Origin of the sequence: Acinetobacter sp. PW68 (genome assembly GCF_020982655.1) — a bacterium.
GTDB classification, from domain to species: Bacteria; Pseudomonadota; Gammaproteobacteria; order Pseudomonadales; family Moraxellaceae; genus Acinetobacter; species Acinetobacter towneri_A.
Map to the genome: position 1 here is coordinate 2,743,886 of NZ_JAHZSX010000001.1, position 21,757 is coordinate 2,765,642.

Consider the following 21,757-nt stretch of genomic DNA (forward strand, 5'->3'; position numbering starts at 1 on the left):
GAATGCTGCTTTTTTAACTATAAAATGAATTTGAGAAAACCTATGAGTAAAGCCTTACCCATCGCTGTTGCTGTAATTTTAGGCGGTGCTGCACTTGTTCCTGTTTATTATGCCTCTCAAAATCCAGCAGTGGCGACCTCTAAAGCGTCGGCAAATGCTTCTGCGGTTGAAAAAATCAGCTACGCTTTGGGTTATGAAGTGGCACATCAAACCCCACCAGAGCTAGACATCAACAGCTTTGTAACAGGTGTGCGTGAAGGTCATGCGCGTAAACAACCTGCCTACACCGAAGAAGAATTACAAAAAGCTTATGAGCAATTTCAGCAAGAGTTGCAACAAAAACAAGCCACTCAAGCGCAAGCTGCACAAACAGCCAGTGATTCATTCTTAACTGAAAATGGCAAAAAAGCAGGCGTACAAACCACAGCTTCAGGTTTGCAATATCAAGTGATTAAAGAAGGCACGGGTAAACAACCTACGGCAAGCTCTGTGGTCAAAGTGCACTACACGGGTAAACTGGTCGATGGCAAAGTATTTGACAGCTCAGTGCAACGTGGTGAGCCAATTGAATTCCCTCTGAATCAAGTCATTACCGGCTGGACTGAAGGTTTACAGCTGATGAAAGAAGGTGGTAAAGCTACGTTGTATATTCCATCAAAACTGGGCTACGGCGAACAAGGTGTACCCGGCATGATTCCTGCCAACAGCACTTTAATTTTTGATGTTGAACTGATTGAAGTGAAATAACAACATCACCCTTTCAGGAGAGCTTGGCTCTCCTGTATGGTCTTAGGACGTAAAGAATGAAAAAACACCTTGCCCTTGTGTGTATCGCACTGCTCAGCAATGGCAGTTTTGCCAAAACCGTAACTAATAAAAGTCCTGTTGCAGATCAGGTCGGTTATAGCTTTGGTTATTTAATGGGGCGCAGTAATGCGGAAACCTTAAAAGATATTGATATCGAAGCCTTTATTGCTGGCTTAGAAACGGCAACTCGAGACCAAACTGCTAGTTTAAGTGATGAAGAAATGGCACGCGTGCTGACTCAATTCAAAAAGCAGGCCGAAGCCAAACAACTGATGGAGCTTAAAAAAGTAGCCGATAGCAATGCCAAAATTGGAGAAGCCTTTTTAAACTCAAATGCCAAAAAAGCAGGTGTCCAAGTCACCAAATCTGGACTGCAATATCAAGTATTACAAGCGGGTTCGGGCAAATCCCCCAAAGCCACCTCTACCGTTAAAGTGCATTATGAAGGTCGTTTAATTGATGGTACGGTATTTGACAGCTCCATTGCTCGTGATCAGGCTGCTGAATTTCAGGTGAGTCAAGTCATTCAGGGCTGGACAGAAGGTTTACAACTAATGAAAGTCGGTGCCAAATACCGCTTCTTCATTCCTGCTGCATTGGCCTACGGTCAAATTGGCTCAGGTGATGCCATTGAGCCAAACAGTACACTTATTTTTGATGTGGAACTCTTAGAGATTTTAAAATAATCACCGCTCACACTTTTGATCAAGCGCTGAGAGAAAAATACCGCAATTTAAATTGCGGTATTTTTTTACTTTGATGTTTGGGATGCATTCAACAGCGATTTCTGTATTTATGGTTTTAAATGACGTGGTCTAAAACCTGTTGCCAATAAACCAATCGCATACGCCAGTACCCCTACCACACATAGTGCAGTCACTTCAGCGACACGCATCCACTGTGATACATCACCGTTATACCAAGTTAAGGCGTACCACAACGCAGCAATCATCACCGCATTGGCAACGGAAAATTGCAGAATAAGTTTTTTCCAGTGTGCACCAAAACGGAAAATCTTACGCTGATGCAAATAAAAATACAGCATGCCAGCATTGACCAAAGCCGAACCTGAAGATGCCAACGCCAATGCCATGTGCTCAGCTTCCCAATCAATCAGTTTAAAGAAGCCAATGAACACCACGTTTAAAATGGCATTGGCTGCTACGGCCATTAAACCAACACGTACTGGGGTTTTGGTGTCTTGCTGCGCATAAAAGCCTGGTGCAAAAACTTTAATCAACATGAATGAAATTACCCCTGCACTCATACATTGCAAGGCCAAAGCCGTCATTTGAGTGTCTTGAAAGGTAAACTGACCACGCTCAAACAAGGCCTGAATAATCGGGGTAGACAACATAAACAGTGCAATACTGGCAGGTACACCCACCAAAATAATCACCCGTGCCGCCCAGTCCATCATGCCACGGAATTTATCCATATTCTGTTCTGCATGACGTGCAGACAGTGACGGTAAAATCACTGTACCAATCGCGACACCAATTAAACCTAGCGGCAACTCTGTCATACGTTCTGCACTATACAACCAAGATACCGAACCATCCTGCATAAAAGAGGCCCAAATGGTATTGAGTAACAGGTTAATTTGCGTGACCGACACCCCAAACAAGGCAGGCAGCATCAGCTTCATAATCCGATCCACACCTTCGTGTTTAAAATCAACCTTGGGTGGAATCAGCAGTTTTTTACGCCACAATTCAGGAATTTGAATCGCAAGTTGTAAAGCCCCCGCAATAATCACCGCCCAACCCAGTGCCATAATCGGCTCTGCCATGTACGGAGTAAGCCATAATGCACCTGCAATCATCGCCACATTCAGCAATACAGGTGCAAAGGCAGGCGTGGTAAATGAGCCATAGCTGTTCAAAATACTGCTGGCAAATGCCGTCAGCGACATAAACAACAAATAAGGAATGGTCAGGCGGAACATATCGGTGGCTAGCGCAAATTTTTCAGGGTCGCTATGGAAACCCGGTGCGTAGATATACATCACCGCAGGCGCAGCCACCATGGCGGCAAAGGTTAGCCCTGTCATTACCGTCATTAAGCAGCCAAAAACCCGACTAATTAAAATTTGTACTTCGGCATGAGTGCGGCTGGTTTTATATTCGGTCAATACAGGAATAAAAGCCTGCGAAAATGCCCCTTCAGCAAATAGTCGCCTGAAAAAGTTCGGAATGCGAAACGCCACCACAAAGGTATCGAAATCTTTACCTGCACCAAACACATTCAACAACACCACATCACGGACTAATCCTAGCACCCGTGACAGCATGGTCATTGCACTGACAATAAAGGTCGATCGCCAAAGCGCCATCGTTACCACCCAATTAAAAATTTAGTCGCTATTGTAATCAAAGCATCAACAAAGTTTTGTTATTGATTGATCAATTTTTCCTGTGATGTCGAAGCTTTAAGTTGAGATAACTGTTCACGAAAATACTGCCAGTCAAAATACGGCCCCGGATCAGTTTTGCGTCCCGGTGCAATATCAGAATGTCCTGCAATATGCTGTTGAATACTCGGATAGGCCTGCTGCAAACTGTGTACCACCTGCACCAAACTCTGATATTGCGCTGTTTCAAAAGGCAAGTCATCACTCCCTTCCAACTCTATCCCAATTGAATAGTCATTACATTCAGGCTGTGCCAAATAACTAGAACGTCCCGCATGCCACGCCCGATCTGCAAAATTAACAAATTGCAGCACCTCGCCTGTTCTTAAAATCAGCAAATGTGCCGAAACCTGCATGCCCTGAATGGTCTGAAAATAAGGATGCTGCGACCAATCCAGTTGGTTCTGAAAAAATTGCACAATATAACCGCCACCAAATTGTGACGGCGGCAAACTAATATTGTGAATGACCAGCAATTGAATCTCTTGGTCTGTCGGACGGGCGTTGAAATTCGGAGATGGGACTTGTCTTGCCCCTTGTAATTGACCCTCAACCACCTGAAACGACGGCACATGCTGCATAAGGCAATCCCCAAACCATTAGAATAGAAAACTAGAACAGAAATTTCAGTTTAATGCCAACACGTGACAATGAACATCTTAAATTACACCCGAACGTGGCTAAAAAACACATCCAGACGCAGAACAGTGTTAATATAACGCGCAATTTTCATGGGCAAGATCGACACGGAAAATCTTATGAGCATCTCTCCAGCTTTGCTTGAACAATCCATCCGAATCAATATTCAGCAAGCCTTGCAAGAAGATATTGGCGATGGTGATATTACCGCATTATTGACCCCTGAAGATGAGCAGGCCACTGCTACGATTATTAGCCGTGAAGATATGATTTTGGCAGGTCAACCGTGGGTAAATGCCCTGATTCAAGCATACGATGCCAATGTGCAAGTCACGTGGTTAAAAAATGATGGCGACCATGTTGCTGCCAATGAAGCCTTTTTGAAATTGGCAGGTTCTGCACGCAGCCTGTTAACCGTAGAACGCCCTGCGCTGAATTTTGTGCAAACCCTGTCTGCTGTTGCGACCAAAACCGCAGCCTATGTACAACAACTCGAAGGCTTAAACACCAAACTGCTAGATACCCGTAAAACCTTACCGGGTTTACGCATTGCACAAAAATATGCTGTCTCGGTCGGTGGTGGACAAAACCATCGTTTAGGTTTGTTTGATGCCTTTTTGATTAAAGAAAATCACATTATGGCAGCAGGTGGCATTACTCAGGCGATTGCCAAAGCACATGCCATTGCCCCGGGCAAACCTGTAGAAGTTGAAGTGGAAACTTGGGATGAACTGAATCAAGCCCTTGAAGCCAATGCTGATATTGTAATGTTGGATAACTTTAGCCAGCAACAAATGATTGAGGCGGTCAAGCATGTAGCAGGTCGCTGCAAACTTGAAGCGTCGGGCAACATCACCATTGAAAATTTACGTGAAGTGGCTAGTACAGGCGTAGATTATATTTCGATGGGTGTTTTAACCAAAGATGTCAAAGCTGTGGATTTATCAATGCGTTTTAATGCGTAAACGATTACTTTTAAAATTAAGGGTGCAATCTGCACCCTTAATTTTTTCCAAAAATTGATTTTAAGGAGGCAAATGAGCCTCCTTTTTTTATGCCTCAATTTTGAATTTAATCATCGTCCTTGTTGTCGTTGTCGTTGTCGTTGTCGTTGTCGTTGTCGTTGTCGTTGTCGTTGTCGTTGTCGTTGTCGTTGTCGTTGTCGTTGTCGTTGTCGTTGTCGTTGTCGTTGTCGTTGTCAGAAGCTTGACCGAGTACACTACGATTGTCTTCATTTTCACGCTCAGTACGTGAATCACATGCAGTTAAAAACAACATCATGGCAGACATTAAAATAATCAATAGTTTCATGCTTTCCTCCTCTTTTCATTCAAGCTCTTTGCATACAGTTTTCCATCTTAAAAGAACGCATCCTGCAATATTGTAGCTTTTTGCTTCATGCCTCCTATCGCAATCCACGCGTCATCCATAAAAAAACGCATCCGAAGATGCGTTTTGAACAGTGCTGCAATCTTAGAAAACTTGGCTTACCAGCCCAAAGCCTGCTGCTGTTTTTTCACCAATTCCTGAATGCCTTTTTCTGCCATTTCCAACATGGCATTACATTGCACACGATTAAACGGCTTATCTTCAGCAGTACCCTGAATTTCAATAAATTCACCTGCTTGGGTCATCACCACGTTTAAATCTGTCTGGCAATTTGAATCTTCTTCATAGCACAAATCCAATAACACTTGGTCTTGGTACATGCCCACAGAAATTGCAGCCACCAAACCCTTTAATGGATCATGCTTAATTTTTTTCTTTTCTAGCAACACATTCATGGCATCAATCAACGCCACTGCTGCACCTGTAATGGCTGCCGTACGCGTACCACCATCGGCCTGAATCACATCGCAGTCAATAGTAATGGTGTTTTCGCCCAGTTTTTTCAAATCAACCATAGCACGTAAGCTACGACCAATTAAGCGCTGAATTTCCTGTGTACGCCCGCTTTGTTTACCACGTGCCGCTTCACGGTCACTACGGGTATGCGTTGAACGTGGCAACATGCCATATTCTGCAGTTACCCAACCTTGTCCCTGCCCTTTTAAAAAACGCGGTACAGAGTTATCAATACTTGCAGTACACAAAACTTTGGTATGACCAAACTCTACTAACACTGAACCTTCAGCATAGCGAGTATAGTTACGGGTAATTTTTACCTCACGTAATTGATCTAAAGCTCGTTGGTCAATACGCATAATGTGTCCTATTTTTGACTCAAATAAATTGCCCGCAAGTATAACAGATGCCACCGCGCAGGTCGCTGATCCAAAGCTTGTCGTGTTCTGTTTCGGTAAATTTTAGCTGTAATTTATAAGGTAGCTTCATTCATCTTTTAGTATTATCCTGAAACACAGGTTTTTGTTAGACTGCGTGGCACTGGCAGAATCAGGAAATACAATGTCGATTCGGGAAGAACGAAAACAACAAAGTCGTCAGGCAATTTTTGATGCAGTGCTACACCTCAGCAGCGCAGGGCGTTCATTTAGTAGCATTAGCTTACGAGAAATTTCACGACAGATTGGACTCGTGCCCACCGCGTTTTATCGGCATTTTCAAGATATGGATGAATTGGGGCTAGATTTGGTCGATCAAGTTGCCTTGCACATTAAAGGGATTTTAAATCAATTGGGTCAAGACTATTTGTACCAACCCAATGCACAGACCGAAACGGCACTGACCCTGTTTTTTAAATCGGTCGATCATCACCCACAACAATGGATTTTTTTAATTTCCGAACGCTGGGGCGGTTCCGCTGTTTTACGCCAAGCCATTGCCCGTGAAATTGATTTTTTAATTGAAGATTTAGCCAATGAATTACAACGGGTCGAAAGTTTACAACAGTTTCAGCATGCTGAAGACTTTCACATTCTGGCCAATATTTTAATTAATTTATTGTTAAATTGGGCAATGAGCTGGATTGGTTTAGCACGCCAATTTGAAGCCGAAAAACTACCAGAACAACAGCAGCATTTTATTCAACAAACCATTACCCAAGTACATTTATTATTTCGTGGCATTTGCCACTGGCAACGTCCACAGCCTGTCACAGATTAAACATACAACAGGCTTTTAACCTGCATTAAAAAACCGCAATGACATTGCAATCATTGCGGTTTGTAACGATGTGCTGCTGATTCAGCATCACATCATCTTGTTATTGCAGCTGCTTATTTCTTGGCTTTACGCTCTTGATCAACCAAGTAGTTGACTACTTGAATCACTTTGCCGTTATCGCCTTGCACAATGTATTTACCATTTACCACTACCGCAGGCACACCCGTCAATTGGTACTGACGCGCCAATTGTTTAGCTTGTGAAATTTTAGAGGTGATCGCAAACGAGTTAAACATACTGTTAAATTTCGCTTCAGGTACACCATATTTCACAAAGAATTTAGCCTGTGATTGCTGGTCAAAAATTTGCTGGCCTTTGTCATGAATGGCATGGAAAAGTGGCAAGTGAGTTTTCTTGCGCACACCCAAAGCTTCAGACACATAATAACCACGCGCATTCATTTCCCAAACAGGGTTCATAGCCGCAGGGGTACGCACAAAATTCACATCTTTAGGTAACTGGCGTAACCATGTTTGCATATATGGTTCTAAAGTAAAGCAGTGACCACAGCCATACCAAAAGAACTCACGCACTTCAATTTTACCCGGTACATCGACCTTACCTGGGTTAGCGACAACGCTATAATCTTTACCTGCTACAAAATTTGCCGCCATAGTGCTACCAGAAATAGCAAAGATGGCAGTTGCCAAACTACCTAAAAGGAATTTTTTCATTGCGTTTATAATCCTCTAAATCATTCTGTTTAGTGTATGGCAACACTATAAATCAATTATGCCGATTTCGTTTTCCTTCTGTGAACTTTTTTACAGCTTTTATCGCTTTTTTTAGAATTAACGCTACACTAGGATTTATACATATTTTTACTATCATCACGATTAAATTGAGGTGACACCCATGTCGCATTTGAATGTTGATCCACAAGAAATTGCCAAATTTGAAGCATTTGCTGCCATATGGTGGGATCAGCATTCCGAGTTCCGCCCTCTGCACATGATTAATCCACTACGTTTAAACTGGATTGATGAACACGCAGGCGGCTTGGCAGGCAAAAAAGTGCTAGATGTCGGCTGCGGTGGCGGTATTTTGGCTGAAAGCATGGCCCGTCGCGGTGCCAATGTGCTTGGAATCGATATGGGCGAAGCACCTTTAAACGTGGCACGCCTGCATGCAGAACAAGAAGGTGTACAAAATATTGAATATCGCCAAATTCCTGTTGAGCAACTGGCTAATGAGCAAGCTGGTCAATACGACGTGGTGACCTGTATGGAAATGTTGGAGCACGTACCCGACCCAGCCTCAATTATTCAAGCCTGCCAAAAGCTGGTCAAGCCAGGTGGTCATGTATTCTTCTCCACCATTAACCGCAACCCTAAATCATACCTATTTGCCATTATTGGGGCAGAATACGTGCTGCGCATGCTGGCCAAAGGCACACACGATTATCATAAATTTATTAAACCATCTGAATTGGCACATGACATTCGCCAAGCAGGCTTAAAACTAAAAGATATGACGGGCTTACACTACAACCCGCTCACCAAGCGCTATTGGTTAGCACCAAATGTGGATGTGAACTACATGGTCTATACGGTCAACGAGGCAACAAAATGAAGGCGGTTTTATTTGACCTCGATGGCACCTTAATTGATACCGCTGCAGATTTTATTCGCATCATTCAAGACATGTGCCGCGATAAAGGCTGTGAGATTGTGGCAGCAGACGCCATTCGCACACAGGTATCTGAAGGTGCACGGGCAATGGTCAAACTGGTCTACCCAGAACTTGATGTAGATGACCCTGTATTTCTGGCCCATCGACAGCGTTTTTTAGACCTGTACGGCGCAGATATTGCAGTCGAAACTGATCTGTTTGAAGGCATGTATCCCCTGCTTGAAGCGTTAGAACAGCGTCAAATTCCGTGGGGCATTGTGACCAATAAACCGCGTTGGCTTAGCGAAGCGCTGCTCAAAGCACTGAATTTAACTGAACGCTGTGCCGTTTTGGTCTGCCCTGAAGATGTTAGCCGTACCAAACCAGACCCAGAACCTATGTATTTGGCGGCCAAACAGATTGAAGTTGCCCCAGAAGATTGTATTTATGTAGGTGACCATCCACGTGATATAGATGCAGGCCGCAATGCCAATATGTATACGATTTTAGCCGCTTACGGTTATTTACCGTTACAACACAAAGATGACTTAACAGCATGGCAAGCAGATTGTATAGTAGATTCAGTGACTGAATTACATACGGTTTTAAACAAAATGGTGTTACAGGTTAGTACGCAAAACAGCAGCACCAATGCTTGAATCTATTCTGCAAAGCGATGACATGAAACTCAACCCATAAGCAATCAGAAATGAACAGGAGGGAGCCCATGAAATATTCAGAATATCAACCTCGTCCCGATCTTCTCAAAGATCGTATTATCCTCATTACAGGTGCGGGTGATGGTATTGGACGAGCGGCTGCCCTCAGTTATGCACTACACGGAGCAACCGTGGTACTGCATGGTCGTACTCTCAATAAACTTGAAGTGATTTATGACGAAATTGAAAGTTTAGGCGCACCGCAACCTGCAATTTTGCCGCTGCAGCTTTCGAGTGCTTCACCACGAGATTATGAATTACTAGTCGATACCCTAGACAAACAATTCGGACGTTTGGATGGTATTTTGCATAATGCGGGCATTTTGGGTGAACGGACTGAGTTAGCGAATTACCCTGCCGATGTTTGGGATGACGTCATGGCCGTGAATTTACGTGCGCCATTTGTACTTACTCAGGAATTATTGCCGCTTTTAGCAAAATCGGAACATGCTTCAGTGGTGTTTGCCAGTTCAGGTGTAGGTCGTGAATCACGTGAACGCTGGGGTGCTTATTCGGTGTCTAAAATTGCAATTGAAGCAGTGAGTCAATTATTTGCCAAAGAAAACGTGCATCCGAATATTCGCTACAACTGCATTAACCCGGGTGCGACCCGTACGGCCATGCGCGCCAAAGCCTATCCTGATGAAGATCCAAAAACTTTACCTACACCCGATGCCATCATGCCGGCCTATTTATATTTAATGGGCGATGACAGTTTGCACATGAATGGTCAAAGTATTGATGCACAGGATTAGTCCTGTCATTTGATTCTAAGAAAGGAAGCGCTTGCTTCCTTTTTTATGGACTTAACCTAGCATATTGCCAATTTTTGCACATTGATTTGCGATAAAATGGCATCACACAAGCATTTTGAGGTTTTTATCCTGCCTATTTTTGACAGCACAAAGCCTGATTACCATGCTTCCACATTTCCATTCAACCTCAACGATGCAGAGAGCAACATGACTGAATTAAACAACATCACCGTGACACCACTTGAAGATGGTATGGTGTCTTTATTCATTGATGGTCAGCCTATTTCTGAAAAATATGGAATGAAGTTTGAAGCCAGCATCGTAGATGACATTCAGGCACTCGACAACGGTCAGAAAATCAAACTGTTTGATCAGTTTGTGTTTTCACATACCGATCTTAATTTTGAACATGCTTACCACTATGTCACAGGCATTGAAAAATTGGACGATGCCTACAAAGTGGTTAAAAACTTTGTTTATCGTATTAAAATTGAAGGGCAACCTGAAATTGAACACGTGATTACCAAACAAGGTACACCAATGAGTACTGAAGATGTGCGTGAATTTATCAATGCACATATTCAAAAATCACTGACCGACTACACCGATTTAAACTACGCCTATTAAGCAAAAATCACGGCAACGGCGGAACAAATCGTTTTATCAGATTGTTTTCATAAAATTATACGGTTTTTCAAATCAATATAAATCACCTATGCTTGATGCATCTCCCCAACAAGCATTAGGTAAATTGTGATGACTGATATTCAACGTAAAACTGCCGTGATTCAAAGTATTGAAAACTTACAATTAGGTCAGCATTTAATTGTGGCTTTAGATGATCGTGAAACAGCCGAAAGTATTGCCATTGCTGTGCAATCCTTACAAGGCTTAACTGAACATTGGAACTAGAGCAGGCCATAGCAGTACGCTGCTATGGTGATGCCTCATCCTTTCCTCAGCACAACGAAAAGCATCCAGCCCCTATTTTCTGAGCAATACTTGCTGCAAATTTCGTATTTTGTCGCATAATAGATTCAATGCCACGCTGCATCCTGCAGATGCGTATTTAAAAAATTCATGTGCTTTCTTCACAGTTTCTCTGCATTTAATGGCTAAAGTATGAACTGTGAAATAGAGATAAAAGATGAGGGGTTTACATGAAAAAGATTTTGACAGTTCTGGCAATGTCTTTCAGTGCTTTACTAAGCAGCAATTTTGCAACTGCCGCTCCTCAATTTGATCGAGACTCTGCTGACCATCCTCGTAACCAAGCTCACAATAAACGTGAATTTCGTGCCGATGCAGAAGAGCGCATGCAAGACAAACGTCGCATGCGTGAAGAACGCGGTGTGAAACGTCTACAGCAACATAAATGGCAAACCGGTTATGTCATGCCGCAGCATTATCGTGGCAATGGTTATAAAGTCGATTATCAGGAACATAACTTGCCCCGCCCTGAACGCAAACAACAATGGTATAAAATCAACCAAGACTACATTTTGGTCGATGTCGAAAATCACCATATTTTACGTATCGCAGGTTTATAACCTACTGTTGTGCGTACTCGATGTCTAAATACATAGCCCAAAGTCAACTTTGGGCTTTTTTATAGGATGATGTCCCGCTCAGGCTCTCCTTGTTTTCTCCATAAAATTCACAATTCACCTCTATTTCCACCATCGTTTATCTTGAGTATTTGATTAATTTGGACACATCTACCCCATATTTAAAACTGAAGGTAAGTCGCATGAAAAAATTACTCAGCACCTTAGCACTGTCTTTAAGCGCAATTATGGCAACATCGGCTATGGCAGCACCCGACCATCGTTATGATGATCGTCATCATCAAGCAAATGCTGGCTACAAACATCACGACAAGCATTGGGACAATCCACGTCATCCTACACAGTGGGAACAAAAGCGTTATGATCAAAAACGTGTAAATCCAAGTCGCGACTGGCGTGTAGGGCAAAACCTTCCACGTGGATATGACGCGAACCGCTACAAAGTCAGTGATCGTGAAGCACGTCGTTTACCTAACACAGGGCGCTTTCAGCAGTGGTATAAAGTCAACGGTGACTATGTCCTGATTAATGAACGTACCCAGCGTATTATTCGTATTATTGGCTAAAACCGTTCAGCCTGAGCTGAAAAATAGCATTTCTCCACAACACCTGAAGCACCATTCAGGTGTTTTTTTATATTTAGACTTCCGCTATAGAATTTTTTGATTAGAATCAAAGACAGCACCATCGACCATTACAGCAGGCCAACGAATGACTCCGACTGAAAACCCGCACAGCACAACCTTACAATATGTGCATTGGTTTAGACATTCTGCGCCTTATATCAATGCCCACCGCAATAAAATCTTTGTCATTATGTTCGATGGCGAAGCAGTTTTGCATGAAAACTTTCAGCACATTATTCATGATATTGCCCTGCTGCACTCGCTTGGTATTCGTTTAATTTTGGTACATGGTGCGCGTCCACAAATTAATCAAAACTTAGAATCCAGCCAAATTGATACACCGTTTCATTTGCAACGTCGTGTCACCACGCGTGAGTCTTTATCTTGTGTCATGAATGCTGTTGGTTCAATTCGCCTGCAAATTGAAGCTTTATTGTCGATGGGGCTAGCGAACTCCCCGATGTACGGCGCACGGATTGATGTGGTTTCGGGCAATTTTATTACCGCCAAACCGTATGGCATTCGTGATGGGGTCGATTATCAACTCACAGGTGAAGTCCGCACAGTAGATGAAGATGCCATTCAACGCCATTTAGAAAATTATAATATTGTGTTACTCGGCCCGACAGGTTATTCCAGCACAGGTGAAGTATTTAACTTGTTAGCCGAAGAAGTGGCGACTAAAACTGCCATTCAATTAAAAGCCGACAAACTGATTTTCTTAGGCGCGCAGCACGGCTTACAAAATGCCGCAGGTCAATTGCAACGTGAAGTTCATCCTCAACATTTAAATCCCTATATTGAAGATGCTCAGCGACATCAGCCTGAACTGGCTTTACATTTAAATGCAGCACAAGAAGCTTCACTCAACGGCGTACATCGTGTGCATTTGATTTCTTATGCTTACGATGGGGCTTTACTCGAAGAACTGTTTACTCGCGATGGTTCAGGGACAATGGTGAGTGATGCACACTATGAAGAAGTCCGCATGGCCAATATTCAAGATGTGGGCGGTTTGATTCGTTTATTACGTCCTTTAGAAGAAGAAGGTGTGTTGGTTTATCGCTCACGTGAACGTCTGGAAAATGAAATTGGACAATTTGCAGTGATTGAACGTGACGGCATGATTCTCGCCTGTGCCGCTCTGTATCCAATTCCGACCACAGGTCATGAACTCAAGTCGGCTGAAATTGCCTGTGTAGCTGTGCATCCTGCTTATCGTAAATCGAACCGTGGTCGCCAAATTCTGGATTATTTAGAAGATAAAGCCAAAACCATGGGCATTCAGCAGTTGTTTATTTTAACCACCCGCACCGCACACTGGTTTTTAGAACAAGGTTTTGCACCTGCCAGTGTTGATGATTTACCCGATGCACGTCAGGCTTTATATAACTATCAACGCAACTCAATTGTTTGTAAAAAACGGCTCTAAGTGAGATTTTTTTGCACGTTAAATGATACAGCACAACCAAAACCAAACATGTTTCACGTGGAACATGCTGCCGATTAAATCAGGTCATCACACCTATACCTGTCAGCACGACAGTGTAGGGATAATCAAAATTGGCAGCACTCACACCACTTTTTAGTTTTTTTAGATAAAATTGATACAAGGCAAAAGAAAACGTCACTTTTACCATTTATAAATAAAATCAAAAATCACCCATCATTTAGTCAAAAAATATCAAGAAATAAACTCCGCCATCCTACTCACAATTTTCATGAATTGAAGAGCTAAACTACAGAATAAACTAAAAATATTTTACAAATACATCTTTAAAAGATGCACAAGCATGATGATTTGCCGTACAATAAATAATTCCTTTTTTTCATTGTTTTAAAATTACGAATGGAACAAAAAAAGAGTACACAAAAACGCCATCAGCTTCTCAATGCCGCGCTCGACGTATTTTCTTTATACGGATTTAGTGGCGCGAGTTTGGACGAAATCGCACAAATTGCAGAGATGCATAAGTCGAATATTTTCTATTATTATGAAAACAAAGAAGCCTTATATGTTGAAGTGCTGACCACAGTACTGCAAAAATGGCTAGCACCTTTGCAAATGCTCGAAGCTGAACTCGAGCCTGATGAAGCAATCACCAATTATCTGCTGCAAAAAATTGAGGTTTCACGTACTCAACCCAAAGCATCACGTCTATTCGCATTAGAAGTGATTCAAGGTGCACCACATATTCACGAAATTTTAAAAGGTCCTCTGAAAAAACTAGTCAAACGCAAAGCCAAAGTCATTATCATGTGGCAAGAGCAAGGCAAACTGTCTAAACAGATTGATCCTGAATTGCTTATTTTGAATATTTGGGCGATTACTCAAAACTATGCCGACTTTGCAACGCAAATGGAAATGGTGACAGGTAAAACCCTGCGCAACCGCAGCATGTTGCAACGTGTCTTGCAACATACGGTTCACATGATGCTCTACGGTATTATGCCGCGTCAGGACGAAGTGGATGCACCTCAAGCCGCTGTGAACATTGCCGCACCTAAACAAGAATCAGAAGATTAATTGCGCAGTACTAACTAAGATACGCACTTTTACTCACGACCCTAGTTATGACTAGGGTCGTGGCGTTTTGGCAACGATATTATTTAAGACCCTGATACAAAGACAATAGTTTTTGCGCACCCAACAACAAGTTTTCTTCCCAATCTAAATGCGCTGTATCATTGGCACCATCGGTAATATATTTGACCGACAACATGCGCACGCCTAGTTTTTTACAGACTTTGGCGATGGCATAGCCTTCCATATCGACCAACTGACACGGTACTTTAGGTGTACCCGTTTCAAAGCTATCTCCCGTGCCACAAACACCACTCGGCAAATGCTCAAAATAGCGTTCCAAATGAATTTCTGCAGGATATTCCTGATCCATTGGCGTGATCCCCACCTGAAATCCCAACGGGGAAACATCCATATCACGCTGCACAAACTGACTCACCTCCACCAAAGCATGCGCATCAAAATGGGAGCTGCCCGCAGTGCCTAAATTGAGCAAGGTTTTACAGCCTGTTTTCTGAATCACTTCAAAGGCTTTAAATGCAGCATTCACTTTACCAATGCCGCTGTAATGCACCTGAATCCCTGCTTGCTCAAACAAGCCTTTAGACTCACTGGGCAATGCCATAATTAAAGCAAAATCAGAATTCATAGCCATCTACTCGTGCAGTTCATTAAAACCGCCCCATTAGAAAAGAAATTTGAACGCGGTGCAAACCCCATTGCAATTTACAGATTAAATTGTCGGATTTTGCCTGATTTTTCGATAATTTTTCAGGTTAAAAACACAACAACAAGACGAAAGCGCGAGAATATGGCAATATATAGCTCTTACAAATTTTCAACTTTCATTCGACCATGCAGCTGCTCCGCCTGAATGCTTTATCTTCTACCACCGACTTAGCTCAAACTGCCGTGACCATTGGCAATTTTGATGGCGTGCATGTCGGTCATCAGGCGATGATTCAACAACTCAAAGCAGTGGCTGCCGCACAACAACTAAAAACTGTGGTGATGCTATTTGAACCACAACCACTGGAATTTTTTAAAGGTTATGATGCACCGCCACGTATCAGTTCTTTGCGGGAAAAAGTTGAATATCTGACCGAATTGGGCATCGACTATATTGCCGTGGCCAAGTTTGACAATCACTTCCGCAGTTTAAGTGCTGAAGCCTTTGCCCACCTTTTAAAAAATAGTTTAAATGCCACACATTTAGTTTTGGGTGATGATTTTCATTTTGGCAAAAACCGTCAAGGCAACAGTGACTTTTTACGTAACTTTGGTTTTCAAGTTACCAATTTAAGCACTGTAAATTTATCGGGTGAACGGGTCAGCTCCACACGTATTCGCCAAACCCTACAAGCAGGTGACTTGGCTCTCGCTGCACAACTGCTCGGACGTCCTTATAGTATTACCGGACGCGTACAATATGGCGATCAAATTGGTCGTACCCTAGATTTCCCCACCATTAACGTACGCTTAAACCGTCATCGTCCTTGTTTAAACGGTATTTATGGCGTTGAAGTGGTCTGCGAAACCACCTCCTTAACCGACACAGTCAGCAATGCACATCCTAGCAAAACAGGTGTTGCAGGCTACAGTCCAAACAGTTTATTTGGTGCAGGGCATGTAGGTACGCGCCCAGCCATCCAACAAGTACAGCCCGAATGGCGATTAGAAGTACATTTCCCCAATGTTTCTGCTAATCTGTATGGCTTATTAATGCGGGTCACATTTTTAAACTATTTACATGGCGAAAAAAATTACCCTTCGCTTGAAGCACTCAAAGCGGGAATTGATGATGATGTTGAAAAACTTCTTGAATTTCGACAAGATCATCCCGATTTCCCTTTTTAATTTTACCCTGAATATTTAATGTAAAACGCGTCAGTCCATGGGCTGATTCAACTGGAAGACAACTTGCATGAGCGATAAGCAAACTCCTGAAAATGCAGTGGATTATAAAGCCACGCTAAACCTCCCAGGTACTGAATTTGCAATGAAAGCAAATCTGGCAGTACGTGAAGCGAAATGGTTAGAAGAGTGGTATGCCGACAACATTTATCAGCAGATTCGTGCATCGCGTATTGGCAAGAAAAAATATGTGCTTCACGATGGCCCTCCATACGCCAATGGTCAAATCCACTTAGGTCATGCGGTCAATAAAGTCCTAAAAGACATCATCATTAAAAGTCGTGTCATGGATGGCTATGACGCACCTTATGTTCCAGGCTGGGACTGCCACGGTCTACCAATTGAGCTCAAAGTAGAAGAAAAAGTCGGTAAAGTTGGCGTTAAAGTAGATGCCTCAACTTTCCGTAAAGCCTGCCGTGAATATGCTTACACCCAAGTTGAATTACAGAAAAAAGACTTCGTGCGTATGGGTGTATTTGGTGATTGGGATAACCCTTACCTCACCATGAATTTCAAGCAAGAAGCCGACATCGTACGTTCATTGGGTGCAATTGCCAAAGCAGGCCATATTGAACCTGGTCTAAAACCTGTGAATTGGTGTCTAGATTGTGGTTCTGCACTGGCAGAAGCCGAAGTTGAATATGAAGATAAAAAATCCGATGCGATTGACGTCGGTTTTGCTGTTGTTGATTTAGCCGATTTATCTGCACGTTTGGGCGTTCAAATTACCGATGCAACAGATATCGTGATTTGGACCACAACACCGTGGACATTGCCTGCTAACCAAGCTGTTGCCTTGCATGCCGAAATTGAATATCAATTGGTAAAAGCACGTAGCGATGAAAAAGCAGCACAAAACTTTATTTTAGCCAAAGAATTAGTACAGTCTGCAACTGAACGCTATGGCTTTAACAGCTATGAAGTGTTGGCAGACTTTACTGGTGACAAACTTGAAAACCTGATCTTGCAACACCCACTAATTCAAGAGCGTCAAGTACCGGTAATTTTAGGTGAACACGTCACCGCTGCCAGCGGTACAGGTGCTGTACATACTGCACCTGGACACGGTGTGGACGACTATAAAGTCGGTTTACAATACAACCTGAAAGTCGATAACCCGGTTGGTGGCAATGGTGTTTATTTACCAACCGCACCAATTTTTGCAGGCGAGCACATTTACAAAGCCAATCCGCAAATTATTGCTGCTTTGGCAGAAAGCAATAAGCTTTGGGCACATCACCCAATCAAGCACAGCTACCCACACTGCTGGCGTCATAAAACTCCAATTATTTTCCGTGCCACACCACAATGGTTTATCAGCATGGATAACCAAGGTTTACGTCAAGGTGCATTGAATGCGATCGAAAATGAGATCAGCTTCGTGCCAGATTGGGGTAAAAACCGTATTCAAGCCATGATTGAAGGCCGTCCAGACTGGTGTATTTCACGTCAGCGTACTTGGGGTGTGCCAATTCCATTCTTCGTTCACAAAGACACCAACGAATTACACCCTCGCACACCTGAATTGATCGAAGACGTTGCAAAACTGATCGAGCAAGAAGGGATTGATGGCTGGTACAACCGTGAAGCCAAAGACTTCATTGGTGATGATGCCGAGCACTACAATGCAGTACGCGATACATTAGACGTATGGTTCGACTCAGGGACAACCCACTACGCTGTACTACGTGAGCGTGAAGAACTACAAGACCCTGCCGATCTTTACCTTGAAGGTTCAGACCAACACCGTGGCTGGTTCCAGTCTTCATTGCTGACCTCAATTGCCATCAATGAACGTGCACCATATAAAGGCTTGTTAACGCACGGTTTCGTGGTCGATGAAAAAGGCCGTAAAATGTCGAAGTCATTGGGCAATATCATCACCCCACAAGACATCATTAAAGACATGGGTGCAGACGGCTTACGTTTCTGGATCGCATCTGCAGATTACCGCTATGAAATGACTGCAGGTAAGGAAATCTTTAGCCGCGCATCAGACGGTTATCGTCGTATCCGTAATACCTTGCGTTTCTTGTTGGCCAACTTAAATGGCTTTAAACCATCGACAGATGCGCTTCCTGTAGATCAATTGATTGCTTTAGATCAATACATCCTGCAACGTGCCGCAGAAGTGCAAAAAACCATTCAGCAAGCCTATGAAGATATGAACTTCCATATCGTAACCAGTGCGCTGACCAACTTCTGTATTAACGATTTGGGTGGCTTCTACCTCGACATCATTAAAGACCGTCAGTACACCACTAAAGCCGACTCACAAGCACGTCATTCTGCACAAACCGCTTTGTATCACTTGGTTCAGGCTTTCGTTCGTTGGATGGCACCAATCTTAAGCTTTACCGCACAAGAAGCATGGCCGCTAATTCCTGAGCAATCAGAAAAATATGTTTTCACAGCAGAATGGTACGAAATTCCTGTAGCTTCTGAAGCAAACATGCTGGCAGAAGCCGAATGGCAAACCCTGATTGCCGTAAAATCTGCAGTGAACAAATTCATTGAAGCTGCACGTACGGCTAAAACAGTCGGCTCAAATCTGTCTGCAAAAGTTGAACTTTGGGCCAATGATGAGCTGAAAGCAGTCATGGATAAACTGGGCGATGAATTGCGTTTTGTCCTCATTACCTCTCAAGTGATTGTGAATGGCTTTGATACAGCACAAGGCGAAGCTTCAGACCTTGAAGGTTTAAATGTGAAAGTCTCTGCGGCAGATGGTGAAAAATGTGTACGTTGCTGGCACGTTTTACCAGATGTGAATACACATTCTGCACATCCAGGCTTATGCTCACGTTGTATTATCAACCTTCCAACAGGTCAAGGCGAAGAGAGAAAATATGCCTAATCCACAACACAAAAAGGGCTTATTCCAGTTTTATCCGCACAATTTATGGTGGATTGGCTTGTCCATTGTCGCGATTATTCTCGATCAATGGACCAAATGGATTGCAGTATCGTATCTGAATTACGCAGATCCTGTGCCTGTATTGCCTTTTTTGAATTGGACTTTACTGCATAACTATGGCGCTGCCTTTAGTTTCTTGTCCGATGCAGGTGGATGGCAACGTTATTTCTTTACCTCACTAGCAGGTTTAGTGTCTGTAATTTTTGTATTTTGGCTAATGCGTATGCCAAAAAATGTAATTGTACTGCCTTTAGCGATTGCCTTAATTTTAGGCGGTGCGATTGGGAATTTAATTGATCGGGTCAGCCTTGGCTACGTGGTCGATTTTATTCACGTGTACTATAACAACAGCCACTTCCCTGCCTTTAATATTGCAGACAGTGCCATCACGCTTGGCACAATTCTGCTGTTAATTGATACGTTTTTCCTAGAAAAACACCGAATTGAACGAGCGCAGGCGCAACATGACTGAAATTATTAATCCAAATGATGAAACTCGTATTGAAGATGGCTCAAAAGTCGAGTTGCACTTTTCTGTCGCCATTGAAAATGGTGTAGAAATTGACAACACCCGTAGCCGCGCTGAACCTGTAAGTTTGGTTATGGGTGATGGTAGTTTGTTACCTGGTTTTGAAAAGTCATTATTTGGTTTACGTGCAGGTGACCGCCGCACCGTGAGTCTTCAACCTGAAGATGCATTTGGTCCATGGAATCCTGAAAACGTACAAACTTTTGATACGGTTAAATTTGAGCAACGTCCAGTTGAAGGACACATGATTGAGTTTGAAGATAAAGCCAAACAAAGCCTCTATGGCGTGGTGAAATCTGTAAATGATGATGTGACCGAAGTAGACTTTAACCACCCTTTAGCGGGTAAAAATATTACCTTTGAAGTGGAAATCTTTAGAGTCACCCCTGCAGGACAACAAGGCATTAAATTGATGTAATCAATTTACATACTTGCTGTATCTTGCTGCTGTCCAAATCCCCCCAAGTACAAGAAAATGAACTCGGGGGATTTTTATTGAAAAATATAATTATTAAATATAATCAACCACTTAAAATTAAATAAATCCAGTTTATTGATCTTTATTTTGCGGATATGCCGCTGTACGTTTTCGCTTACATGCACTGCAGAAAATTGACGCTAGGCTAAGTTAAGCTTTCCTTTTATATTTAACTCATACAGAAACAGGATGTTTCTAAAAGCAAGAATAACAATAATAAATAAAATAACGGCAGGACGCTGAAAGGTATAACAGGAGTAATACCTAAACATAAATCTGAAAAAGCCCTGACATGATGTTGGGGCTTTTTTCTATCTGTTTTTTGTCCCGACCTGAAGTAAGTTTACACATTTAAGAGGCTTATTTTATGGAACATGAACGAGAACAAAGAGTTAAACGTACACAACGTGATTATAGCTTTGCCTTTAAAATGATGGTTCTACATGAAGTAGAAAAAGGGCAAATTACTTATAAACAAGCTCAGGTAAAATATGGTATTCAAGGAAGATCAACTGTGCTGGAATGGTCACGCAAGCACGGACAACAGGACTGGACTTCGGATATCTAAAGATCTTGGCTTATTTAGTATTTGAGTGAGTTTAACAATCTGCTGAAAAGGACTCATACCTTGTAATGTCTTAGACAAAACCTTGTTCGATGAATAAATATTTAAGCGTTTTAAATCTGATAACAAGGTTTGTTGAATAATTTTTAATCCTTAAGGAATAAATTAAGGTAGCTTAACCAATCCATCAAGTTGAAATTGTTGGTCCAAATCAGCTAAATAAGAAGTATCCATATTCATTAAGTCCATTTAATGAACTCATTATTATAGCGCTTATTTTAAAACAATAAAAAACACCCCCAACGTTTGTTGAGGGTGTTTTGAATAATGAGCTGGCGATGACTTACTCTCACATGGGTAACCCCACACTACCATCAGCGCGAAGAGGTTTCACTTCTGAGTTCGGGAAGGGATCAGGTGGTTCACTCTTGCTATTGTCGCCAGCACAACTGTTATGGACTTGTTCGGGTCTTAGTTACATTGCTTTTGCTTGATGCTTTTGCATGTAATGCCTTACTTGGTTCCAAATGAGTTATTAACAGGTTGGCTATTGGGTCTGAATTTTATTG

The 21,757-nt window shown here is 42.6% G+C and carries 23 protein-coding genes, 1 rRNA gene and 1 pseudogene; 18 read left to right on the forward strand and 7 right to left on the reverse strand.

Going from position 1 to position 21,757, the window contains the following annotated elements:
- The first annotated feature begins 42 nt into the window (after positions 1 to 42).
- Complete coding sequence (locus K1T76_RS13105; RefSeq protein ID WP_019838048.1) at positions 43 to 747, forward strand: FKBP-type peptidyl-prolyl cis-trans isomerase; 705 nt, start codon at positions 43 to 45, stop codon at positions 745 to 747.
- Positions 748 to 803: 56 nt separating this feature from the next.
- Entirely contained in the window at positions 804 to 1,493 is a 690-nt protein-coding gene (locus tag K1T76_RS13110) for an FKBP-type peptidyl-prolyl cis-trans isomerase (RefSeq protein WP_019838047.1), read from the forward strand.
- A 107-nt stretch (positions 1,494 to 1,600) separates the two neighbouring features.
- Here K1T76_RS13110 and murJ read toward each other — a convergent pair whose 3' ends face one another.
- Positions 1,601 to 3,151, reverse strand: a complete 1,551-nt coding sequence (murJ, locus tag K1T76_RS13115) for a murein biosynthesis integral membrane protein MurJ (protein ID WP_230245572.1) — start codon at positions 3,149 to 3,151, stop codon at positions 1,601 to 1,603.
- A gap of 50 nt (positions 3,152 to 3,201) precedes the next feature.
- Entirely contained in the window at positions 3,202 to 3,801 is a 600-nt protein-coding gene (gene ampD / locus K1T76_RS13120; RefSeq protein WP_230245573.1) for a 1,6-anhydro-N-acetylmuramyl-L-alanine amidase AmpD, read from the reverse strand.
- Positions 3,802 to 3,978: 177 nt separating this feature from the next.
- Here ampD and nadC point away from each other — a divergent pair, with 177 nt between their 5' ends.
- Positions 3,979 to 4,824: a carboxylating nicotinate-nucleotide diphosphorylase gene (gene nadC / locus K1T76_RS13125; protein WP_230245574.1), complete on the forward strand. Its 846-nt coding sequence runs from the start codon at positions 3,979 to 3,981 to the stop codon at positions 4,822 to 4,824.
- Between the two features lie 106 nt (positions 4,825 to 4,930).
- Here nadC and K1T76_RS13130 read toward each other — a convergent pair whose 3' ends face one another.
- Positions 4,931 to 5,170, reverse strand: coding sequence for a hypothetical protein (locus K1T76_RS13130; RefSeq protein WP_180062232.1), 240 nt, complete (start codon positions 5,168 to 5,170; stop codon positions 4,931 to 4,933).
- 176 nt (positions 5,171 to 5,346) lie between these two features.
- Positions 5,347 to 6,063 carry a ribonuclease PH gene (rph, locus tag K1T76_RS13135; protein ID WP_004974074.1) on the reverse strand — a complete coding sequence of 239 codons (717 nt, stop codon included), beginning with the start codon at positions 6,061 to 6,063 and terminating at the stop codon, positions 5,347 to 5,349.
- A gap of 202 nt (positions 6,064 to 6,265) precedes the next feature.
- Here rph and K1T76_RS13140 point away from each other — a divergent pair, with 202 nt between their 5' ends.
- Positions 6,266 to 6,922: a TetR family transcriptional regulator gene (locus K1T76_RS13140; protein WP_230245575.1), complete on the forward strand. Its 657-nt coding sequence runs from the start codon at positions 6,266 to 6,268 to the stop codon at positions 6,920 to 6,922.
- Positions 6,923 to 7,035: 113 nt separating this feature from the next.
- Here the strand turns inward: K1T76_RS13140 and K1T76_RS13145 are convergent, their stop codons facing one another.
- Positions 7,036 to 7,656, reverse strand: coding sequence for a thiol:disulfide interchange protein DsbA/DsbL (locus K1T76_RS13145; RefSeq protein WP_004974070.1), 621 nt, complete (start codon positions 7,654 to 7,656; stop codon positions 7,036 to 7,038).
- A 181-nt stretch (positions 7,657 to 7,837) separates the two neighbouring features.
- Between K1T76_RS13145 and ubiG the strand changes: the two genes are divergently transcribed.
- From ubiG to K1T76_RS13190, 9 genes are all read left to right on the forward strand, one after another.
- Positions 7,838 to 8,554 carry a bifunctional 2-polyprenyl-6-hydroxyphenol methylase/3-demethylubiquinol 3-O-methyltransferase UbiG gene (gene ubiG, locus K1T76_RS13150; RefSeq protein ID WP_070155782.1) on the forward strand — a complete coding sequence of 239 codons (717 nt, stop codon included), beginning with the start codon at positions 7,838 to 7,840 and terminating at the stop codon, positions 8,552 to 8,554.
- Entirely contained in the window at positions 8,551 to 9,252 is a 702-nt protein-coding gene (locus K1T76_RS13155; protein WP_230245576.1) for an HAD family hydrolase, read from the forward strand. The genes ubiG and K1T76_RS13155 overlap by 4 nt, the downstream gene beginning before the upstream one ends.
- 68 nt (positions 9,253 to 9,320) lie before the next feature.
- A complete protein-coding gene (locus tag K1T76_RS13160; RefSeq protein WP_019837018.1) occupies positions 9,321 to 10,067 on the forward strand; it encodes a YciK family oxidoreductase in 747 nt (248 codons plus the stop codon).
- A 207-nt stretch (positions 10,068 to 10,274) separates the two neighbouring features.
- Complete coding sequence (locus tag K1T76_RS13165; protein WP_026438096.1) at positions 10,275 to 10,694, forward strand: hypothetical protein; 420 nt, start codon at positions 10,275 to 10,277, stop codon at positions 10,692 to 10,694.
- Positions 10,695 to 10,823: 129 nt separating this feature from the next.
- Complete coding sequence (locus K1T76_RS13170) at positions 10,824 to 10,979, forward strand: hypothetical protein (RefSeq protein ID WP_230245577.1); 156 nt, start codon at positions 10,824 to 10,826, stop codon at positions 10,977 to 10,979.
- A gap of 248 nt (positions 10,980 to 11,227) precedes the next feature.
- On the forward strand, positions 11,228 to 11,617 hold the full coding sequence (locus K1T76_RS13175) for an RcnB family protein (protein WP_180005848.1): 390 nt from the start codon (positions 11,228 to 11,230) through the stop codon (positions 11,615 to 11,617).
- 200 nt (positions 11,618 to 11,817) lie between these two features.
- Positions 11,818 to 12,201 carry an RcnB family protein gene (locus tag K1T76_RS13180; protein ID WP_230245578.1) on the forward strand — a complete coding sequence of 128 codons (384 nt, stop codon included), beginning with the start codon at positions 11,818 to 11,820 and terminating at the stop codon, positions 12,199 to 12,201.
- A gap of 145 nt (positions 12,202 to 12,346) precedes the next feature.
- Complete coding sequence (gene argA, locus K1T76_RS13185; RefSeq protein ID WP_230245579.1) at positions 12,347 to 13,693, forward strand: amino-acid N-acetyltransferase; 1,347 nt, start codon at positions 12,347 to 12,349, stop codon at positions 13,691 to 13,693.
- A 417-nt stretch (positions 13,694 to 14,110) separates the two neighbouring features.
- Entirely contained in the window at positions 14,111 to 14,788 is a 678-nt protein-coding gene (locus K1T76_RS13190) for a TetR family transcriptional regulator C-terminal domain-containing protein (protein ID WP_230245580.1), read from the forward strand.
- Positions 14,789 to 14,867: 79 nt separating this feature from the next.
- Here the strand turns inward: K1T76_RS13190 and K1T76_RS13195 are convergent, their stop codons facing one another.
- Positions 14,868 to 15,434, reverse strand: a complete 567-nt coding sequence (locus K1T76_RS13195; protein ID WP_230245669.1) for a 5'-methylthioadenosine/S-adenosylhomocysteine nucleosidase — start codon at positions 15,432 to 15,434, stop codon at positions 14,868 to 14,870.
- 206 nt (positions 15,435 to 15,640) lie between these two features.
- Here K1T76_RS13195 and ribF point away from each other — a divergent pair, with 206 nt between their 5' ends.
- From ribF to K1T76_RS13220, 5 genes and pseudogenes are all read left to right on the forward strand, one after another.
- Positions 15,641 to 16,642 carry a riboflavin biosynthesis protein RibF gene (gene ribF, locus K1T76_RS13200; protein ID WP_230245581.1) on the forward strand — a complete coding sequence of 334 codons (1,002 nt, stop codon included), beginning with the start codon at positions 15,641 to 15,643 and terminating at the stop codon, positions 16,640 to 16,642.
- A 67-nt stretch (positions 16,643 to 16,709) separates the two neighbouring features.
- Complete coding sequence (ileS, locus tag K1T76_RS13205; protein ID WP_230245582.1) at positions 16,710 to 19,556, forward strand: isoleucine--tRNA ligase; 2,847 nt, start codon at positions 16,710 to 16,712, stop codon at positions 19,554 to 19,556.
- Positions 19,549 to 20,088, forward strand: coding sequence for a signal peptidase II (gene lspA / locus K1T76_RS13210; protein ID WP_230245583.1), 540 nt, complete (start codon positions 19,549 to 19,551; stop codon positions 20,086 to 20,088). The genes ileS and lspA overlap by 8 nt, the downstream gene beginning before the upstream one ends.
- The gene (locus K1T76_RS13215; RefSeq protein ID WP_230245584.1) at positions 20,081 to 20,563 is read left to right on the forward strand and encodes an FKBP-type peptidyl-prolyl cis-trans isomerase; all 483 of its coding nucleotides are present in this window, start codon (positions 20,081 to 20,083) and stop codon (positions 20,561 to 20,563) included. The genes lspA and K1T76_RS13215 overlap by 8 nt, the downstream gene beginning before the upstream one ends.
- Positions 20,564 to 20,990: 427 nt before the next feature.
- Positions 20,991 to 21,188 (forward strand): annotated as a pseudogene (locus K1T76_RS13220) (IS3 family transposase); the annotation flags it as partial.
- A gap of 330 nt (positions 21,189 to 21,518) precedes the next feature.
- On the opposite strand, the gene rrf reads toward K1T76_RS13220, so the two are convergent.
- Positions 21,519 to 21,633 (reverse strand): 5S ribosomal RNA (rrf, locus tag K1T76_RS13225).
- Between the last annotated feature and the right edge of the window lie 124 nt (positions 21,634 to 21,757).

Coding starts and splice junctions, on each gene's coding strand:
- K1T76_RS13155 (WP_230245576.1), top strand. CDS start 8,551: ATGAAGGCGGTTTTATTTGACCTCGATGGCACCTTAATTGATACCGCT.
- ileS (WP_230245582.1), top strand. CDS start 16,710: ATGAGCGATAAGCAAACTCCTGAAAATGCAGTGGATTATAAAGCCACG.
- K1T76_RS13190 (WP_230245580.1), top strand. CDS start 14,111: ATGGAACAAAAAAAGAGTACACAAAAACGCCATCAGCTTCTCAATGCC.
- K1T76_RS13215 (WP_230245584.1), top strand. CDS start 20,081: ATGACTGAAATTATTAATCCAAATGATGAAACTCGTATTGAAGATGGC.
- K1T76_RS13140 (WP_230245575.1), top strand. CDS start 6,266: ATGTCGATTCGGGAAGAACGAAAACAACAAAGTCGTCAGGCAATTTTT.
- K1T76_RS13170 (WP_230245577.1), top strand. CDS start 10,824: ATGACTGATATTCAACGTAAAACTGCCGTGATTCAAAGTATTGAAAAC.
- K1T76_RS13195 (WP_230245669.1), bottom strand. CDS start 15,434: ATGAATTCTGATTTTGCTTTAATTATGGCATTGCCCAGTGAGTCTAAA.
- argA (WP_230245579.1), top strand. CDS start 12,347: ATGACTCCGACTGAAAACCCGCACAGCACAACCTTACAATATGTGCAT.
- K1T76_RS13180 (WP_230245578.1), top strand. CDS start 11,818: ATGAAAAAATTACTCAGCACCTTAGCACTGTCTTTAAGCGCAATTATG.
- K1T76_RS13145 (WP_004974070.1), bottom strand. CDS start 7,656: ATGAAAAAATTCCTTTTAGGTAGTTTGGCAACTGCCATCTTTGCTATT.
- nadC (WP_230245574.1), top strand. CDS start 3,979: ATGAGCATCTCTCCAGCTTTGCTTGAACAATCCATCCGAATCAATATT.
- rph (WP_004974074.1), bottom strand. CDS start 6,063: ATGCGTATTGACCAACGAGCTTTAGATCAATTACGTGAGGTAAAAATT.
- K1T76_RS13130 (WP_180062232.1), bottom strand. CDS start 5,170: ATGAAACTATTGATTATTTTAATGTCTGCCATGATGTTGTTTTTAACT.
- K1T76_RS13105 (WP_019838048.1), top strand. CDS start 43: ATGAGTAAAGCCTTACCCATCGCTGTTGCTGTAATTTTAGGCGGTGCT.
- K1T76_RS13165 (WP_026438096.1), top strand. CDS start 10,275: ATGACTGAATTAAACAACATCACCGTGACACCACTTGAAGATGGTATG.
- ubiG (WP_070155782.1), top strand. CDS start 7,838: ATGTCGCATTTGAATGTTGATCCACAAGAAATTGCCAAATTTGAAGCA.
- K1T76_RS13175 (WP_180005848.1), top strand. CDS start 11,228: ATGAAAAAGATTTTGACAGTTCTGGCAATGTCTTTCAGTGCTTTACTA.
- ribF (WP_230245581.1), top strand. CDS start 15,641: ATGCAGCTGCTCCGCCTGAATGCTTTATCTTCTACCACCGACTTAGCT.
- K1T76_RS13110 (WP_019838047.1), top strand. CDS start 804: ATGAAAAAACACCTTGCCCTTGTGTGTATCGCACTGCTCAGCAATGGC.
- ampD (WP_230245573.1), bottom strand. CDS start 3,801: ATGCAGCATGTGCCGTCGTTTCAGGTGGTTGAGGGTCAATTACAAGGG.
- K1T76_RS13160 (WP_019837018.1), top strand. CDS start 9,321: ATGAAATATTCAGAATATCAACCTCGTCCCGATCTTCTCAAAGATCGT.
- lspA (WP_230245583.1), top strand. CDS start 19,549: ATGCCTAATCCACAACACAAAAAGGGCTTATTCCAGTTTTATCCGCAC.